Consider the following 18396-nt stretch of genomic DNA (forward strand, 5'->3'; position numbering starts at 1 on the left):
GTCTCGGAGATTGGAGTTTCCCTGGTTTCGGCCTTTCGCGACATGTATACTCTGGCTCTTGGCGTCCCCCAGCCCCTCTCATGGGGATGCTCCACGCACGTATCTCCGGGTAAATGACAGATTCGTCCATTTAGCGAAGGAATAGTCGATGTCTGTGGCGCAGAACCGTTCCATCCTATGGGACCGCATCTTCGTTTACGGATTCCTTCTGGCTCCGACCACAGTCATCTTTCTCATAACCTGGTGGTACTCCCTAGACTGGGATACCGTGATTGACGTGCCCGTCTTTTTGTACACGGGATTTCTCATGGACCATTTTAACATGGTCCCGGTGCGCGATTTCTTCACCTACAACCTTCTCACGACGCACGAAGTCTTCCGCTGGTTGTACCATTTTTTCGGGAGCAGCAACCGTGGCATGCGTATCGCGGATACATCCATCCTGGTGGTCATTCTTCCCCTTATGGCCCGGATGTTGGTCCCGTTTGGGCGGCGCGCAGTGTGGATTGGGGCCATTGGTTTCGGATTGCTTCATATTCGCTACGGTGCGCTCAGCTATCTGCAACGCGACTACCTCGCATTGGTGCCGCTGTCGCTTATGGTCCTTTCGGCCACAGCGTGGTTTGGCGCCAAGCAAAGACTGCGCTGGATATTGTCGGGTTTCTTCTGTGGAGCGCTTGTGACGATCAAGCCCCATCTTATTGTCGGCGGCATGGTCATCTATCTCTACATGATCATGGATCGGGATTCCGAGGAGCCGCTCAACTGGCGTCAATGGGGCAGCCGTGGGCTCAGCATCTTCTTCTATTTCAGTCTGGGCGGTTGTCTGCCACTATTGTGGATGGCCGCCTACTTTGCTTACTACGGTGTCTTGGGCGAGTTCGTCAGAACAATCGTCGAGTTCTTTCCGCTTCACGCCGATATCAGCGGCAGGCGATCCGTTTTTGAACCCGGAGAGCGTCTGCCGTATCTCGTGTACATGACGTTGCTCGTGACTCCGTGGGGAGATTTTCAGCTGGCCGTTGGGGCCGTTACTGGGGTGGCGCTATTCCTTTTCTTGCCAGGATTCGACAAGCGGGAACGCCGGTTCGGCAATCTGATGCTTGCCTTGCTGATCGTCTATTTGCTCTATCCGTGTTTGGCGGGTCGATTCTACGAGCACCATTACTATCCGTTCCGGTTCTTCGCGTGCGCATGGCTAGCATTCTGTTTTCGCAAGTGGCCAAGCGGAACCCCAGTCCGAGTGAATGTCTTTTCAAGGGCAGTCTCGGCGTACATCATCGTCAGCCTGTTCTATTCTGACCCTAGTCTCATGTTCAAGCCAGTTCAGACCTTGCCAAGCTCCATTGCGCCGGAGCCTCGCACGAAACGCATTGCCACGTGGCTGGAACGGCGCCTGCAGCCCGGCGATACGATTCAGCCTATTGAATGGGGATTCTGCGGGATCATTCACGCGGCCCTGCTGACCGAGGCCAAGGTGGCCACCGATATCATTTGGGCCGAAGGACTGTTTCACCACCTCTCCAATCCTTTCATACAGGACTTGCGAAAGAAATTTATCCAAGATCTCACTGAGAACAAACCCCGCTTTGTAATTCGCAGCAAGATGGACTGGGACTACATGTCGGGGCGCGATTGTTCGCAGGACTTTGAGGAACTGGACGCATTGCTTAAGCGAGACTATTTTTTGGCAATAGACTCGAGAGACTTCCGCATTTGGGAACACAACGATTCCCCTACTGCCGACGAGGATCGTGCTCGCGCGCCGGACGACAGCAACGAGAAGAGACCGGTCGATCCGCAGGAGTTCAGTCTTGAATAGCTATAGGTCCAAGGTGTCGTGATGGCACGTGACGCGAAAAGTCCATTCGGGACGTTCCGTCTCCTGTTCACGGAAAGTGTGTTGGTATATGGTCTCTTCCATGTGCCGATGGCGGTACTTCTCGCCTTGGGAATGTGGACTTCGTTGTCGTGGATGACGATTTGCGACGGCCCTATCTTCATGTATTCGGGATTCCTTATGGATCGATTTGGCATGGTGCCCGTCCGCGACTTTTTCACGTACAACCTAATCGGCACCCATGTGATGTTTCGATGGTTGTATCACATCTTCGGCGGGTCGGTGATGGGTATTCGCATCGCGGATGCCACGGTCATGCTGCTTACGATGATCCTTATGGTCCGCATGCTTGCTCCATTTGGCAGACGGGCAGGACTTGCCGCCGCGCTGATGCTAGGTCTGCTTCAGTACTTTTACTACGAACACGCGAGTCTGGAACGAGAGTACTTGGCGATGGTGCCGATTGCCCTAGCCGTGCTGTCGACAACGATCTGGTTCGCTGGCCGGCCGCGACTGCGCATGTTCATGACGGGACTTTTCTGCGGGGTTCTCGTGACCCTAAAGCCGCACCTGGCAATATGCGGAGCAGCGCTGTACGGCTATCTGCTCTTTGACCGCGATGCGAGTGATGAGGCGCGGTCCACGAAGTGGTTTTCGAGAGCATTGCATGTCGCATTGTGGTGTTCGTTGGGTGGCATCATTCCCATTCTGTGGATGATTGCTTATTGCGTCTATTACGGCATTCTGGGCGAGTACATGCGGACCATGACGGTGTTCTTCCCGCTGCACGCAGACATCAATCTGTGGAACCGCGTGTTTGAACCGGGCGAACGCTGGCCCTATCTAATCAAGATGGTTTTGAGTTGGCGACCCTGGGGTAATTTCTTATTGGCCACGGGGACAATTGCCGGTGTATCGCTGTTGATTCTATCTCCCACGACTACACCGAAGGAACGCAGATTGGGCTATCTCTACCTGGGTCTTCTGGGCGCGTACATGCTGTACCCGGCGTTCAGTCTGCGATTCTACGACTACCACTACTATCCGTTTTGGCTCTTCAGCTGTGTGTGGATGGGACTTTGTCTGAAGAAGTGGCCGGAAGCGACTCCGCTGCGCTATCGGGTCTTTTCACTCGTCCTTGCCGCGTACGTTGTCGGAGGACTCTTCTACACCAACGTCAGCGAAATCAAGGAGACGCCGCTTGAGCTTGTGAACCCGGCGGCCCGCACAAAACGTATGACCACATGGCTTGCAAAGCGTCTCAAACCCGGCGACACGATTCAACCGATAGAATGGGGCTTTTGCGGGACAATTCACGCCGCATTGGAAACCGAAGCCAAAGTTGCCACCCGCATTGTATGGGGAGAAGGTTTGTTTCATCATGTATCGAATCCCTTTGTTGTAGATTTGCGCAAGGGATTCGTGGAAGAACTTGAGACGGCGAAGCCGCGGTTCATCCTCAGAAGCGAAATGGACGTGGAGTTCATCAAAGGTCGAGATTGTTCTTCGAATTTCCCGGAATTGGATGCGTTTCTCAGGCGGGAGTACTTCCTGGCGCTAGAATCGAAGGACTTCAGTATCTGGGAATCAAATGAGTCTCCGACAGCGGAGGAGGATAGAGCCAGGCGCAAAGTAGAAATTGAGACTCAAAGAAGCGAAGGTATAGGGGAAGAGAATCTCCCTTCTATCCGAATAGCGCGATGACTCCAGGTCATTGAGGGTGTTGCGTGCGCTTCTTTGCTATGTTTGCTTTGCTGCTTTGCCCATGCTAGACTCCGCATCGAAGCGACGTCCCGCAGGTCGAGAGTCTATCTATCGAACGGATCGCGAACGCCCAATGGAGCAAGTCAAGCAAAGGGAATGGCACGACCAATGGACGTTGTTCGATGACCGCGAAGAGTTTCTCTTTCTAGACTGGATCCACCCCGCCACGCTTGAAGATTTTCGCGGCATGGACGTCCTTGAATGTGGGTGTGGCGGCGGACAGCATACTCGCTTGGTCGCTTCGCAGGCATCCAGTATCACGGCTGTCGACCTCAATACCATCGATATTGCCAGGGAGCGTACAAGGCAGTTCCCAAACGTCACGTTTGTCGAAGCCGATATCGCGACGATGGAACTGGGGCGGCAGTTCGACATAGTGTTTTCGATTGGCGTTATTCATCACACGGACGACCCCGACAAGACGGCAGCAAATCTCACGAAGCACGTTAAGTCTGGTGGCCGGCTCATCATTTGGGTGTACAGCAAGGAAGGCAATGCGCTTGTTCGCTGGGGTGTGGAACCAATCCGCCGGTTGTTGTTACGCGGGGCCTCTCCAAAGTTCTTGCTGTGGTTATCGAGGTTTATAACTGCGGCGATGTATTTGCCGATCTATACGGTGTATCTTTTGCCGTTACGCTTCTTGCCGTTTTATGAATACTTCCGGAATTTCAGAATGCTCGACTTCAATCGGAACGTTCTCAACGTATTCGACAAGTTGAGCGCGCCGCAAGTCGAATTCATCGATGAGGCCCGCATCCATCGCTGGTTCGAGCAGGACAACGCGTTTTCAGCCGTTCATATCAGCCGGTATTGCGGAGTGAGCTGGCGTGGATCGGGGATTAAGCGGTGACGCTTCAGCGACGAATGGCAGCAGTGCGCCGCGAGGAGGTTTAATGGCGTCCATTTCCGTGGTTATACCCGCATTCAACGAAGAGAATGGCGTGGGGGACACTGTGCGCGCCGTACGCAAGGCCTTCGAGACTACGTCGCACGATTTGGAAATTATTGTAGTCGATGACTGCTCGACCGACCGCACGCGACAGTTCGCCGAAGAGGCTGGCGCCTATGTAATCACGCATCCTCGAAATGCCGGTTACGGCAACTCCATTTCGACTGGCGTCCGCAATGCGCGCCATCCCTGGATTGGCATTACCGATGCCGACGGCACCTATCCTGTCGAAGAACTCCCTGGAATGCTTGAAGAGACGGTATCTCGCGATCTCGATATGCTCGTGGGGGCGCGCCAGGGAAAGCACTATCGTGGCAGCGCGATAAAGTCCTGGGTGCGCGTGGCTTTTAAGTTGCTAAGTGAATTTACAGTCGGCCAGAAGATCCCGGACATCAACAGTGGCCTGCGCGTGATGCGCCGCGATATGCTGTTACGTTTTGCGCCGGTAATGTCAGGCGGGTTCTCCTACACAACGACCATCACGATAATCGCGTTTCTTACGTATCACTTCGTGGACTATCGGCCCATCGCTTATCATCCCCGAATCGATGCGAGTCATGTTCGCTATGTCCGCGACACGTTGCGGGCCGCACAAATCATCATCATGACGATACTCTTCTTCAATCCAATTAAACTCTTCATTCTCGAATGCTTGTTCGCGCTGCTCTGCGGCTGCGTAATCGCTGTTTTGGCTTTCCTTATTCCACAGGTAGCCCCCGCGCTTCTAATTCTTGCCGTGACTATCGCCGCCGTGAACACGCTGGCCGGACTGGGTTTCCTTGCCGAGCAACGGCGCATCCAGTATTCGGGGATAGCCTTCCCCGAGCGTGGCTATGTGCCTCTTGACCGGCGCGGCCCCTAGGCGAAAGCGAATAGCCCGTGTGCGGAATCTGCGGTATCGTCTACACTGACCGAGCGCGAACTCCGGATCGCGATACGCTCGATTCGATGATCGATGCATTGCGGCGCCGAGGACCCGACGGCGAACGCATACAAATTGAGCGAGGCTTTGCCTTAGGGCACACGCGTCTGTCGATAATCGATATCGAAGGCGGTGCGCAGCCCATGTCGGATGAAACCGGTTCGGTGTCCCTGGTATTCAATGGCGAAATCTACAACTACCGGGAATTGCGTTCTCAACTCGAAGCGCGAGGTCGCGCATTTCGAACACAGAGCGATACCGAATCGATTCTCCACGCGTATCTGGAATGGGGAATAGACTTTCTCGACCGAATCGTCGGGATGTTCGCTATCGCAATTTGGGATGACCGAAGCGAAGAGTTGTTCTTGTTGCGCGACAGACTTGGCGTTAAACCGTTGTACTGGCTTGAACTTGGAGGCCAGCAAGGAATCGCTTTTGCGTCTGAGGTGTCGGCACTTCTCCAATCCGGCCTCAGTTCACGAAGGCTTAACCGCACCGCTGTCTGCAATTACGTCGCGCTGAGCTATATTCCTGGCGATGACTCGATCATAGAGGGATTGCACCGGCTTCCGCCGGCAACGATGCTCCGATGGAAACGGGGCGAAGCGCATACCTTGCGCCGGTACTGGGACTTGGCGGCGATATGGGGTAATGCGCATCCTGCCGTGCAAAATGAGTCGGATGTTGAAGCTGAGTTCCTTGCACGCCTCGAGAAGGCTACGACGCGTCGGCTCGTTTCGGACGTCCCTCTCGGCGCGCTGCTTAGCGGGGGAATCGATTCAAGCGTCGTATGCGCACTCGCTGCCAAGTCCAAGGAACGTCTCATCACGTTTAGTGTCGGATTTAGCGAAGCGACATTTGACGAGCTTCCATATGCGCGAGCGATGGCAAAGTTCCTCGATGCGGAACACCACGATTCTGTCGTGTCGTGCGACAGTCCTGATCTTTTACTTGAAGTTGCCGGGCGGCTCGATGAACCGTTTGCCGACACCTCAATTCTGCCCACATACGTTCTTTGCCGGACTGCGCGCAGTCGTCTAACAGTTGCACTATCGGGCGACGGAGGAGATGAACTTCTCGCTGGGTACACGACTCACACCGCCGACGCGTTGCTACGAACGATCGGTTGGCTTCCTCCATCGGCATTACGTGTCGCTGAGCGTCTTGCAGCCTTGATTCCCGATACACGGAGCAAAGTTGGGGCAGTCTTCAAGTTGAAACAGTTCTTGCGCGGCGCTTCACTCGACTCTGCTTCCGCGCATGCATCGTGGCGCATGTTGGCTGTTTTTGACGGCTTGCGTGAACTCATCAATCCGGACTTCTGGTCGCGGGATACCGACCCCTTCGGTCCCGCGCTTGCCGCGGATAGGGAAGCCCAAGGTCTCTCTCCGCTGGATAAGGCACTCTATGTCGATTACAAAACCTGGCTGCCCGACGATATTCTGACGAAGGCCGACCGTGCGAGTATGGCTCACGGGCTCGAGGTGCGCAGTCCGTTTCTGGATCATGAACTCGTCGAGTACTGCGCGGGGCTGCCGAGCCGATTCAAGATGCGCGGTCTTCAGCGCAAGTATCTACTTAAGCGCGTTGCCAGCCACTTGATTCCACGCGACATCGTGCGACGGCCAAAGCGCGGGTTCAATGCGCCTGTCAGCCATTGGATTCCAGGGCCATGGAGGGAGCTGAGCAATGATGTGCTGAGCAAATCGGCGTTACAGGCTGGGAGCGTATTCAATGCCGATGCTGTAGGTCGGCGCCTTCGGGAGCATGTCACCGGACAGCATGATCACGGGTTTCTGCTCTTTTGCATCTTGATGTTGTGTTTGTGGCAACAGCAACACAAGCTTTGATAGCACTGCTCTGGTCAAGCGCGACTACCCCGGATTTCCAAGTAGGCGACAAAATGCAGCTTGCGATCGAATAGAAGCGATACAGGAAATGGATACAAGCCCAATTTGCGCTCCATCCGATCTATTTTGAGTCCTGTCTGATTGAAGGCATTATTCCACGTTTGCCAATCCCAGTAGTCGTACACAAGTGTCACTCCGTGACCGCGATTGCCAAACCAATCCATGAATCTCAACGCTGCGATGTCCCAGCGGGATTCGGCGACATGATCCTTGATGACGATGCCCATCCTTGCCACGCGAACCGCCTCGCACAGTAAAGTTATCGGAGCTTTTGCATGATGAAGCACGTCACTTAGCAAGCATGCGTCGTACGCGCCATCGCCATGGGGAATCTTCGTCCCGTCAAATTCACGTACATCGATGAGGCGCTCTGGCCATAACATCGTATCAACGCCGTCGATCCTTACGTCAGGCCGGAGACCCATGATTGCCCTCGCCAACTTGCCGTTTCCTGCGCCGATATCCAGCACGCGAGAGGATTTCGGCAGCATCGACGCAATATGGCTTGACAAAGCACGCGCGCGGCGCTTCATGACCAGCCCCGAATGGAGGCGCGCCATTGCGCTCAAAGCCGACTGTTCGAGTGAATCGCTGCCCTTGCGAGTGACTTTCTTACGCATCGTGATTAGGTCCAGGAGCAGCGTCACGCCTGCCAGCATTGGCGGACTTGCTATTCTGGCTCAGGTGATATAGCGATAGGCAACAGAGCAATTGAAGAATAGGACCAAGTGGCGTGATGTAGGGCACTTTCAAGGTGTCGAAGGACATCACGGTGACAACACATAGCACCGCAGTCCGTGACGCGAAGAAGACAAGCAGAATCAGGTTGATGGTTAGTATCGGACTCAATGACCGCGAGCGAAGTGCACGTATGACCGTTACCGCAAACGCCAAAATGCCACACACGGTCACCACAGGGACAATCTTGAGAAAGTATGAGTTGAGCGCACGCAGTATTTCGAAACGGAACTCATTCAGGCGGGCCTGATTGGGGGGTGTTGGCGTAGCACCAATTCCTGTGGGATCAGGCGTCAAGCGCGCGCGCCCGATGTCGGCGAAGATCGCCCTCAGGTTAATCGGACCTGTCGATTCAAGTTCGCGCACCTCGACTCCCGTAAGCATCAGCTGGTTCCAAAGGCACTGAGACAAGCTATCCAGGAGCAGTGGGATGTACTCGTTTCGCCACGGGGGCATCATCGAAGAACGCTCCCTTCCGCATTCAAGACGCCCGTCTTCGCATGCAGCATTAATTTCGTCGGCGATGCGATCGAAATAAGATGCGGCTTCTATCGCGCTTGAGTAGTGCCCCTGGACATCTGTCGCCTGGCGCATGGCCCACACGAAAAATCCTCCACGTATATCTTTGGGACTGGGGGTTCCTCCCTCAAGCCAGGACTCTGCGCCCCTACCCCATGCTTCGCCGGGCGGACCTTCTAAGAAGCCCTTCAATTCCGCAAATGCCGGACTGACCTCGTAGATCTTCATCCGGACCTCTTGAGGGACGTTATCGTACTGGTTCCAGCTTTCGTGCTTTACACGCATGAGGGCGCCATTGGCCCGTTTGAATGCTGTGCTTTTGAACTCAGACAATTCAAAGACACCGTAGTGAACATAATTCAGCGCACAGACTGTGACCGTACCGGCTGCGCACATCAGAGCGGGCAAAACAAGTATCATGGTTTTGGGCAAGGCGCTGTCACGGCACCTCCAAACGATGTAAAGTGCATACCCCAGAGCAGCCAGCAATCCCGGCACAATCCAGACGGCCTCTTCGCGACTCGTCCAAAATGCGGCGAGGGTTGAGCCAAGAAGAAGTGACCATCTCAGCAAGCTGCGTGGCGAGCGGTCAAGCCTCGTCAAAATAGCAATCATTGCAGTGAGGATAATTAATGTCATCGGGGTGTTAATGGCGTCGCGAACAACGTGGGAGGCCATGTAGCTATACATGACCGGATCAAAAAGAAACCAAAGGAAGATCGCAAATCGAGTGGCTTGTCGTGGAATGCTTGGTCGTAGTGCCGCCGCAAGTAGGAGACAAGCACCCGCGTGCAAAAGCTGATAACTGACGAGCAGCGGGATGTTCAAATAGAACATCGCCGCGATCCAAATGGGAAAGAACGGACATTTTACCAGCGTATACGTGTCGTAGGTTCCAAGCCATTGTCCAGAGATGATGTTTTGGGCAAGGGACATAAAGAGCCGGTCATCTTCAGGGGCGTCTCCGCCAGCTCGCATTGCAAAGCAAAGGACCAGCCAAATTTTGACCGCAACCGCGAGCGTAAACGCAACGCGCACGAGATTGTTCATTGCCGATTCCGAGATATGAAACCGTGGCGGGGAGGGCTTGAGACTTGTGAAAGTAGCGGCTTCCGGAATTTCACTATTCGAAATGCTCACGGTCACGGCTCTTTCGCGGGGTTTAACCACGAATCATGGACGTCACGCGGAACGCGCTCGAGTTGGAACAATGTTCCAATTATCCTGCCGTCCTTCCTATTTGTAAACCCCTTCATCCCGGCCATATCAGCGCCGACAGTATTGGGATTCCAGAATTCCCAGACGACCTCTCCTTCCTTGGTGACTTCGATGGCTTTCCCTTCATTGCTGACAACGATGAGTGTGTTTTCATTGGCTAACCGTTCTGCGGTGCACGAGAACAATGAGAAGAACTTGTGCTTGGGATCGTTGCCCGAAACCTGCCACACGGGCCCTTGCTCTGGGTACGCGTACTCAAATACGTGCGATGCCTCGTCTTCCGGACCGTCAGGAGAGAGTCCGTTATGAAACAACAGATAGTTGCCGTTCGGCAGGAAGGTCGGCTGATGAATGCCCCCTTTCCAGGGGCCGAACCAGTTCCACACGACTCGTTCGCGTTCAAGATCGATAATGAAGATGCACGGATGCACCGGCGAGCAAAACACCGCATTGCCTTTCCTGAGCAATGGAGACACATTCGACAGGGATCCATCGAACACTTCAATGGTATTCGTGTGAAACGTCTCGACCGGTATCTTGGAGTCGTGAACCGTTAAGGCAACGAAGTCGCGAACCTTCTTTGTGATCGCAGGGAACCATTCTGTACCTCTAAAAGCATTATAGATCGAAAATCGTTTTATGCGTTTTCCAGTCGAGTCAAAGAGTACAACGGTGTCGTCAATGACCTCTTTTACCGGGTCAATCTCTGGGATGATCCCCACACGACGGCCGATTGCATAGACCATTCCCGTCGTATCAACAAAGAAATCATGATGTAGAAGATCTTCTCCGTCCGTATGCCAGATGAGTTCCGAAGTCCTATTCAACTTGATGATGCCGTTTGTGTCAACGCACGCATATAGATCGCCGTTCTTACACAAAAACACTCGCCGCCAATAGTCCTGTGTCGGATTGACTGGGTAGAGAGTTCCAGCGTTGAATTCCCACGTATGCAAGACTGTTCCGGACATATCGGTTAGAAATGCTGCTTGCGTGTGACCGGACGTATAAAGGTTGTACCCAGGCTGTGCTCGCCTTTCATCAAAAACAGTGACTCCAGTTTGCTCTGGCTGCTCGGTGTATCCGGCTAGATATCCTATTGAAGCAAGCTGATCGCGCGTCTCCTGATCCGGCATAGCATTACTATCTGAAGAAACACTTGGACTAACAGAGTGCGTTGATTCCCCGTTCGAAGGTGGAGGAATCTGAACAGGTTGACCCGACAGCGGTTTTGTGCAGCCGATCAATAGAAGCAGAACACAAGCAGAACAAATTGTAGAGAAATGGGCAGAACAAAATGACCTACTGTGGAAGCTGTGGTTCGATGTCGTCAGTCTAGGCAATCTTAGTTTCCCCAAAGATGTGCTTATTGAAAACGTTAAAGAGGTCAATATTCGCGGAAATGATATCCTGTTGTGATCACACGGATAGAAGCAGCAGCTGCAAGCGTCGCGACTAAGGTGCCGGTTTCGTGACCGTCACGACACGTGTTTGAGTGCGCAATAGGCATAAAGTCAGGCACTTAGTTCTCTTCAACTCTTTTTGCCATGCTATCGTAAGGCAAATATTCCTTTCAAGAACAGTGAGTGGAACTGATATCTGTGGGCAGTATTCGAAGTCAACCCTTCGACCCTGTGTCCAGCTTCTTGCGTTGCTCGGGAATCCAACGTTCCAGCAGGTCGCGGCAATTGAGGACTTTCTCGCCGAGATCGACATTCACGAAGAAATACTGGCAGGCCGCCTCGAATCCGATACGAGAGTCGTCGCTTTGGAGCTCGCGAAGGCGGCTGGCAAGCGCGATTTCGCTCTTGAGGATTTCTTCGAGGGAGTCCAGAAGTCCTTTGGCACCAGGGTTGGCGTCCCATGTGTCAAGCTGGATTAACTGGTCCCGTTTGATGACAAACCACGTTTGATTGGCTACGCTCTGGAAGTTGGCTGCGGATGCCTCGGCAATTCCCGCCTCCAACGTTAGCGCCGGATTAGTTTCTTTGCCTGTCTCGAACTTGAACTTTTCAAGCGTATCGCGAAATCCGCTCGCCACACGACCGAATTGGGCCGCGAAGACTTCCGGAGGATACGGACCTCGCCAAAAGTCGATCGCGTCGAATGGATACGCGAACCCAGTTGCACCACGCTCTCGATAGCTCGTCGTGGTGTCCCAAAGCAAGTTCGCGGGTCCCATGTGAACAGGGCTGTTGTACAGGACGGCGGTGGAGAAGGGGTATTCGCGCAGGGCGGCGCTATAGCCTTTCCATGCGCGTACAATCGCAGGTGCCGCGGATGCACCATAGCATCGAGTTGCTACGGTCATCAATGCATCGTCAACGGAGGGTTTGTCACGGCGCCCCATTTCAATGGCAGCTTCCATATTCACCGAGGGATACCCACCGAGCGTCCAGCTCATCATAAGACCGTTGATACCCGTGTCACGCAGATTGGCAACATGCTGAGCGACATTCTCGACGGCCGGGATGTAGGGCACGGAGCCGATCTCCCAACAGGTACCGGCCTGAATCTTCGCAATGGTCTGAAGACCTTGCTTGCGTGCCCACTCCCAGTGGCGTAGCGCGCGCGGACCGGGCCCAATCGTAGAGAGGGAGTATTCGCCAATCGTGCTTGAAATACCGCCGCGCGTAATCGGGAGGGACCACTCGCTGACACTCTGAAGGGCGGCATTCTTCGGCAGACGGTTGATGATGCCCTCGGCCCATTCGTCTTTCCAACCCCAATCCCAGACGATCAAGCGGCATGAGCTGCCGGACTCGGCAATGCCTTGAGCCATTAAGGTGTTGACCTCGGCGATGACTTCCTCGGGTGCGCGTTTACTACACCGCGGACATTGGTCTCCGCTCATGTGCGACCAGCAATTGGTGTAGTTCTCGGAGGCTGTAATGGTGAATATTCCTGCCAAATCCGGTACGGCCTTGCAGAGGTGCGAAATGCCGTCGCGGAGGTAGCCCGCGACTTCCGGAACGCTCGTACACAGTGTGGCTACCTGCCCAGCAATCACGCCGGTGTCGTCAACACCTTTAAGTTCGGGATGTTTCTCGAAAAAGGACATGGGCATTGGGCGCGGCTCGTTCATGTAGAGGTAAATGCCGATACCGCGTTCGCGGGCGCGCGCGACGAGGTCCTTCAAAATTCCGAGGCGGGCCTCATTGCCCTCGCTCAGTGCGGGATCCCATGGAAACGGAGCAAGATGGTAGAGGGGCTCGTGGAGCCACACCCCGTCGATTCCGCGCGCTGCGAGCTGGTCGAGGTAACCATTGGGATAGGGATCCTGCTTGCCGTTGAGCGGGTCGCGGAAAGCTCCGAAATAGGAGAAGCAATAGCGCGGCGTAAAGATGCTTTCTTTCGATTGCCTGATGTGCTCTTCAGGTTTGGAAGAGGAGAGCCGATCGATGAAGGAGAAGAGGGGATCGCGTGTCCGATCGACGCCATTCGGAAATACCTCGCTGATGATTCGAGCGATTTCTGCTTCGCGGGCCTTCGCCGCGGCATCCGGAGAGGAATAGCGTAAGGGGTCGAGTTTCGGTTTGTAGCCACCCATCCACCAAAGGAGTCCATCGCCTTCACGCAACGTATAATCCAGTTGGTCGAGTGGCCACTTCAGCAGTTCTGCAATCTGTTCGTAGGGCAACAAGTGCCAGTTCCTGCGAATGATGGTGATGTAAGTGCGCGCGAGTTGGTCGTCCGATATCGAGGGAGGATCGGAAAGGCCCATCGCTTTGCCTAGGGCAACGATATCCTCAGGCTTCGTGCCGACGACGGTTGCGAGCCGCTCCGTAGGGACCAGCGTCCAGTTGCGCCAAACATAAGCGTGCAGACGGTCAGGGAAGTGTTGAAATTCGGCTGGCTCCGGAGACCACCCCATGGGCAGGCTCGCGGAGACTGTGACAACCAGTAACAGTGTCGGCAGCATGGACATGGCCCCCCTTATCGAAGAGGTGCGTCTGTCGATGCCACGCATACACACAGACGCACCTCATATTTTAGACGCTACAACTCAACTATACGCATGTACTTCGATGAGAGTTTTTCCACACCTGTCTTCGTGACGCGGACGCCATTCTCCCAGCGCAAGCCAAAGTCCGAGCCTTGGAAGAATGTATCGACCTGAAATGTCATGTTCTCCTGGAGATCGTAGGTGGACGTCGATTCCATCCATGGGCGCTCGACTTCCATCATCCCGATGCCGTGGCACGGACCATAGAGCATGTTCTCTTTGAAACCGCGTTTCTCGACGAAAGCTTCGTACTCTTTTACGACTTGCGCGGCCGGTTTGCCGCCCTTCATGAGTTCGATGGTTTTCAAGTGCGCCTCAAGGCCGAATTCGACCAGGCGCTTCTTTCGCGGGGGCAGTTTGCCAATGCTGCACGGAATGCCAACGCTGGACGAATAGCCTCCCACGCGCGCGCCTATGTTGAGTTGAATGATCTCACCGCGTTTAAGTTTGTTGTGTGTCGGGCGTGAGATGGCGTGCTTGGTGCCGTGACCCGAGAAGCAGTACAGGGCGTGTCCTTCATATTCGCCGCCATGCTTGTAGATTTCGCGCTGAGCAATGCCTATGACCTGAAGTTCGGTCATGCCCGGCTTCATTTCACCGAGGATGGCGTCGATGGCGATTTCACTGATCTGGAATGCGCGCTTCATGAGTTTGATTTCATTCGCGCTCTTGGCAATGCGCAGACTCGACAATGTTTCATCGGCCTTGATTAACTTCACGTTGGGCAGTTCCCGCTGCAAGCTGAAGTAGACCGGAAGGGGCATTACGGAGAAGCCCACAAGGCCCAATTTCTTCAGTGCGCGTTTGCCCATCGCCATTTTCACCACGTCAGGAAAGTGCGCGACGGGGATGCCCGGATATTCAGGCTCGGCGGATTCGCGGTACTCGACCATCAATGCAATAGTCGGGATGACGCTGCGGCCTTGCGCATACGCTTCGCTTTCCGGGCCGATGATGAGGACCGGGGTTCCGGTCGCGGGAACGAACACCCCAGCCGCCTCGAACGTGGGCCAGTATTCGGTCAGGTAGCGAACGTTGGCGAAATCGGCTTCGTTGGCGTGCACCAACGCGGCGTCGAGCTTTGCCGCTCGAATGTTCGCCTGAAACTTCTCGATTCGTTGCAGGTACTCTTTCTTTGGAATAGCCAGCATTTCAGATCTCCTTTACCGCTTGCCGCGCCTGGATGAATTCCGCTTCGCGTTCCAGCAGCGCATTGATCAAACCATCCAATTGTTCTGCTGCGTACGGCCCACAATTCCTCACAATGAAGGGGTCCGGACGCACGGCTCCCTCTCCGTACCAAATCTCTCCTTCGGGCATCGGGTGAAATTCCCAAGGATGGAAATAGAAACACAGAAACGGCGCCGTGGCCTTCTCTTCGCAGTAGCGCGCATAACCGTCAATATGACGCATCACCGCGTGCGCACCTTCGGTGCGAAAAAGCGGCCACTGGTCCATATCGCGACCATAGGGGTCCTTCGAATCCATCGATAGGTCTGCGAAGTTAGGTAGTTCGACGATACGAAGGTCTCCTTCCTTCGTCCAATCCTCTCGACTGGGGTGATAGGGACGCAGGCGTTCGCGAAAGTAATACATGGGATAGGTCGCATCGGCCACGTAGCCGAGGTCTTCTAAAGCATTTACGACCGCCGTTGAACCGAAAAGACGCGGACAACGGAACGAGACGGGCCGCGTGCCTGCAATCTCCTCAATCCATTCTGTACACAGCCGTAGACGGTTGGGTACTTCTTCCGGGAGGATGGGCATCATGCCCGGTATTTCGAACAGCGATTCGCCGATTGTTTCGTGGAAGAGGGTGTGCGCCCCGATCTCATGGCCACACGCTTGAACCGACTGCACGACTTCCGGGTGCTTGCGCGCGGCATCACCGGTGAAGAAGAACGTGGCGGTGACGCCGTTGCGCTCAAGGACATCGAGAATGGCCGGCGTCCCGTTCACGAGGCCTTCGTAGAATGGGGTCCAACTGCCGACATCGGTTTCCATGTCGAAACCCAGAACCACCTGCATTCGACTCATTTCGATATCTCCGCTTACAAAGACGCCATTATGCAAAGAGCCGGTCCATTCGTTTGCTGAACGGAACCGGACCTTTCTGCGTGATTTCGTATCCCGTCTCGATGCGCGCGCCGTGCCATTCGGGGTGACCAAAGAAGCTCACGTCGACGCAGACCGCCATGCCCGGCCTCAGGGCGTCATCGCCGTTGGGACCAAAGAAGGGGGCCTCCGCCTCATGCAAACCGATGGTATGCGCGAACGGGCATACAAGATATTTCAGCAGGCCGTGTTTCTCGAAGTAGGCTCTTCCCGGCTTGTCGATCTCGCGTCCCGAATTGCCAGGTACCAGCATTTGCTTGGTCAGATGAAACACCTCTTTCAGGTGTTTAAGGGCCTCTGATTGGCTGCGAGAGCACGTGCCGGAGACGGGAATGCTGTCACCCACGACACCCGCATATCCGCGAACTTTGGGCGCGATACCAATCATCACCATCTCGCCCTTCTTGAGCTTCTTGGAGGTTGCGGTGGGTACCACCGCGTTTGAGCGCGCGCCTGAGCCAACGATTGCGCTGAAGCCAAAACCAGTCGCCCCGCGGCTGCGGGCGGCATACTCGCCGGCTGCGGCAACCTGAATTTCCGTGACGCCAGGCTTGATGGCGCCTTTCATCGCATCGTAACACTCGTCCGCCAGCGCAAATGCGGCGCGTATCTGCTGCAACTCCCACCGCGACTTCATATACCGAAGGCTGACGAAGTCCAACGTTATGTCAACCAATTCGACACCTTTGAACCCCTCCGCAATCTGCCGATAACACGCGGCAGGCATCCGGTCGCCGCCCACAAGGCCGATTCGCTTGATGCCCCGTTTGCCCCCCGCCGTCAGTTCACGGAATAAAGCCGGGAAATCGATGATGGTTGCGTTTGGGTATTCTTCGTCGGGGACCATGAATACGGGGAAGTTGCGCGTTTCCGTGATGGCGCTGTCCAGCTTCGCAAAGGGCTCGCTTTCGGGTCCTCCCAACAACATCGGCTTGCCGTTCTTGGGAATTAGCACTGCCCCGCTTTCGAACTGGGGACACCATCCTGTCAAGTACCAGCCGTTTCCGATGTTGAACTCGTCGTAATAGACGAGAGCCGCATCGAGCTTTCGCTTGCCTAGAATTTCCCGAACCTTCGTCAACCGCGCATTCATTTCGTCTGTTGTCAGATAGCCCATGTTATGCTCTCCCCCGGCGCGATGCCGTGCCCTGTGTTATTGAAACCCTATTTGAAAGCCCGGTCATAGGTCTAGCCCAAGTCGATTGACATCTGCTCCTGCTCGCCCAGTACCCTGCGCAATGTCTCCAGATTGCCTTTCATGATCGTCGTCTCGGACGTTAGTTTACTTGGCGCGAAGACTCCGTCCTCGACGTTCATCGCGCCGATCGTCTCCAACTCGTAGAAACCGAGTCCACCGCCGTTGAAAATACTGAACAGATCCGCCGCCGAGTGAGGGCCCTGTGGCTGGTCGTTGTCGGCGATGTTGAAATAGACACCGGGAGATTCTTTGGCGCGGCGCAGGATAAGCATGGAGCGGTTGATATCGAACGCGCCAATCAGTTCCGGAGACGAAGCTACGGTGACTCCGATCTGATGCCGATCCTCGCCGCCGAGGGCAAAGGTGAAATGCGTATCGGTGCATGCAATTCGATCGCCCGGTTGGCCGTAGAAATCGAAGTTGATGGCGTGCTTCGAGTCTTTGACCTTGCCGAAGGCAACGATACCTTCCGCACCGGGAAACTGCTCAAGCGACCACGGCGCAATGAGAACGTGTTCTGTCTCGTATTGACCAAGGGGAACGAAGCTGTCTTCCGTTTGGTAGGCCAGCGCCGCAAGACCATGGACGTTGGCCACATGGGGAAGATCCAAGAGTTTTACCAAGCGCCGCCACAGCAAGTCGATTGCATACCCTTTTCGATTGGTGAGCTGGATCTGCTTTTCGATTTGTACGGAGCAATGGTCCGCGTGTATTACCGATGCTGGCGTCCGATTGATGCCCGGTTGCACGTACCATTGGTCCGTTCCCGGGACATAGTTGAAGGCGAAGGGCCCGCCTTCAGGCGCCGGCCATAGACTGTTGCCGCCGACGTTGTTGAAGGCCGTATCCGATGGAGCAGATAGTGCGTCCGCATCCAATCGATGCACCAATTCGCCTTCCAGCGAACAGAAAATCCGCCCCTGAAGTCCCGGAGCCACGAGAACGCTCCCGCGATCGCATTCGAGTTCGACAAGCGACGGATCGCCGCTGCGTAACAATGAAAGCAAGACGTTTCCCCCCTCAGCCGTAAACGTTGGTCGGGAGACCGTGCACAGAACGTAACGAAGATGACTCTACCAAAACGTTCCGGTGCTAATCGATCTCTCCCTGCACCCCTTGCTGTTGCGGGCGCAATGCCTCACGGAAGTAGCTGCTTGAATAGCCCTTTTCACGCATGCCAGAATCCTCCCAAGGGGAAATTTCCCAAGGCCGCGCCG

13 protein-coding genes are annotated in these 18396 nt (G+C 54.9%); 5 read left to right on the top strand and 8 right to left on the bottom strand.

Annotated elements, in window-relative coordinates; all coding sequences use genetic code 11:
- The first annotated feature begins 148 nt into the window (after positions 1-148).
- From K1Y02_02530 to asnB, 5 genes are all read left to right on the top strand, one after another.
- Positions 149-1822 carry a hypothetical protein gene (locus K1Y02_02530; protein MBX7255212.1) on the top strand — a complete coding sequence of 558 codons (1674 nt, stop codon included), beginning with the start codon at positions 149-151 and terminating at the stop codon, positions 1820-1822.
- 21 nt (positions 1823-1843) lie between these two features.
- Entirely contained in the window at positions 1844-3544 is a 1701-nt protein-coding gene (locus K1Y02_02535) for a glycosyltransferase family 39 protein (GenBank protein MBX7255213.1), read from the top strand.
- 133 nt (positions 3545-3677) lie between these two features.
- Positions 3678-4454, top strand: a complete 777-nt coding sequence (locus K1Y02_02540; GenBank protein MBX7255214.1) for a class I SAM-dependent methyltransferase — start codon at positions 3678-3680, stop codon at positions 4452-4454.
- 43 nt (positions 4455-4497) lie between these two features.
- Positions 4498-5415 (top strand): glycosyltransferase family 2 protein, encoded by a 918-nt coding sequence (locus K1Y02_02545; protein MBX7255215.1) that lies wholly within the window; start codon positions 4498-4500, stop codon positions 5413-5415.
- 17 nt (positions 5416-5432) lie between these two features.
- Positions 5433-7325 carry an asparagine synthase (glutamine-hydrolyzing) gene (asnB, locus tag K1Y02_02550; protein ID MBX7255216.1) on the top strand — a complete coding sequence of 631 codons (1893 nt, stop codon included), beginning with the start codon at positions 5433-5435 and terminating at the stop codon, positions 7323-7325.
- Positions 7326-7339: 14 nt separating this feature from the next.
- Here asnB and K1Y02_02555 read toward each other — a convergent pair whose 3' ends face one another.
- The 8 genes from K1Y02_02555 to K1Y02_02590 all read right to left on the bottom strand — a co-directional run bounded on the left by K1Y02_02555 (position 7340) and on the right by K1Y02_02590 (position 18186).
- Positions 7340-8044, bottom strand: coding sequence for a class I SAM-dependent methyltransferase (locus K1Y02_02555; protein ID MBX7255217.1), 705 nt, complete (start codon positions 8042-8044; stop codon positions 7340-7342).
- Positions 7998-9782 carry a hypothetical protein gene (locus tag K1Y02_02560; protein ID MBX7255218.1) on the bottom strand — a complete coding sequence of 595 codons (1785 nt, stop codon included), beginning with the start codon at positions 9780-9782 and terminating at the stop codon, positions 7998-8000. The genes K1Y02_02555 and K1Y02_02560 overlap by 47 nt, the downstream gene beginning before the upstream one ends.
- A 2-nt stretch (positions 9783-9784) precedes the next feature.
- Positions 9785-10747, bottom strand: a complete 963-nt coding sequence (locus K1Y02_02565; protein ID MBX7255219.1) for a hypothetical protein — start codon at positions 10745-10747, stop codon at positions 9785-9787.
- Between the two features lie 731 nt (positions 10748-11478).
- Entirely contained in the window at positions 11479-13782 is a 2304-nt protein-coding gene (locus K1Y02_02570) for a hypothetical protein (protein MBX7255220.1), read from the bottom strand.
- A gap of 77 nt (positions 13783-13859) precedes the next feature.
- Positions 13860-15017, bottom strand: a complete 1158-nt coding sequence (locus tag K1Y02_02575; protein MBX7255221.1) for a Xaa-Pro peptidase family protein — start codon at positions 15015-15017, stop codon at positions 13860-13862.
- A 1-nt stretch (position 15018) separates the two neighbouring features.
- On the bottom strand, positions 15019-15903 hold the full coding sequence (locus tag K1Y02_02580; GenBank protein MBX7255222.1) for a polysaccharide deacetylase family protein: 885 nt from the start codon (positions 15901-15903) through the stop codon (positions 15019-15021).
- Between the two features lie 28 nt (positions 15904-15931).
- Positions 15932-17098 carry a Xaa-Pro peptidase family protein gene (locus tag K1Y02_02585; protein MBX7255223.1) on the bottom strand — a complete coding sequence of 389 codons (1167 nt, stop codon included), beginning with the start codon at positions 17096-17098 and terminating at the stop codon, positions 15932-15934.
- A gap of 71 nt (positions 17099-17169) precedes the next feature.
- A complete protein-coding gene (locus K1Y02_02590) occupies positions 17170-18186 on the bottom strand; it encodes a hypothetical protein (protein ID MBX7255224.1) in 1017 nt (338 codons plus the stop codon).
- Positions 18187-18396 lie beyond the last annotated feature (210 nt).

This window comes from Candidatus Hydrogenedentota bacterium, from assembly GCA_019695095.1.
GTDB lineage: Bacteria > Hydrogenedentota > Hydrogenedentia > Hydrogenedentales > SLHB01 > JAIBAQ01.

Coding starts and splice junctions, on each gene's coding strand:
- K1Y02_02530 (MBX7255212.1), top strand. CDS start 149: ATGTCTGTGGCGCAGAACCGTTCCATCCTATGGGACCGCATCTTCGTT.
- K1Y02_02535 (MBX7255213.1), top strand. CDS start 1,844: ATGGCACGTGACGCGAAAAGTCCATTCGGGACGTTCCGTCTCCTGTTC.
- K1Y02_02540 (MBX7255214.1), top strand. CDS start 3,678: ATGGAGCAAGTCAAGCAAAGGGAATGGCACGACCAATGGACGTTGTTC.
- K1Y02_02545 (MBX7255215.1), top strand. CDS start 4,498: ATGGCGTCCATTTCCGTGGTTATACCCGCATTCAACGAAGAGAATGGC.
- K1Y02_02555 (MBX7255217.1), bottom strand. CDS start 8,044: ATGCTGGCAGGCGTGACGCTGCTCCTGGACCTAATCACGATGCGTAAG.
- K1Y02_02570 (MBX7255220.1), bottom strand. CDS start 13,782: ATGCTGCCGACACTGTTACTGGTTGTCACAGTCTCCGCGAGCCTGCCC.
- K1Y02_02575 (MBX7255221.1), bottom strand. CDS start 15,017: ATGCTGGCTATTCCAAAGAAAGAGTACCTGCAACGAATCGAGAAGTTT.
- K1Y02_02580 (MBX7255222.1), bottom strand. CDS start 15,903: ATGAGTCGAATGCAGGTGGTTCTGGGTTTCGACATGGAAACCGATGTC.
- K1Y02_02585 (MBX7255223.1), bottom strand. CDS start 17,098: ATGGGCTATCTGACAACAGACGAAATGAATGCGCGGTTGACGAAGGTT.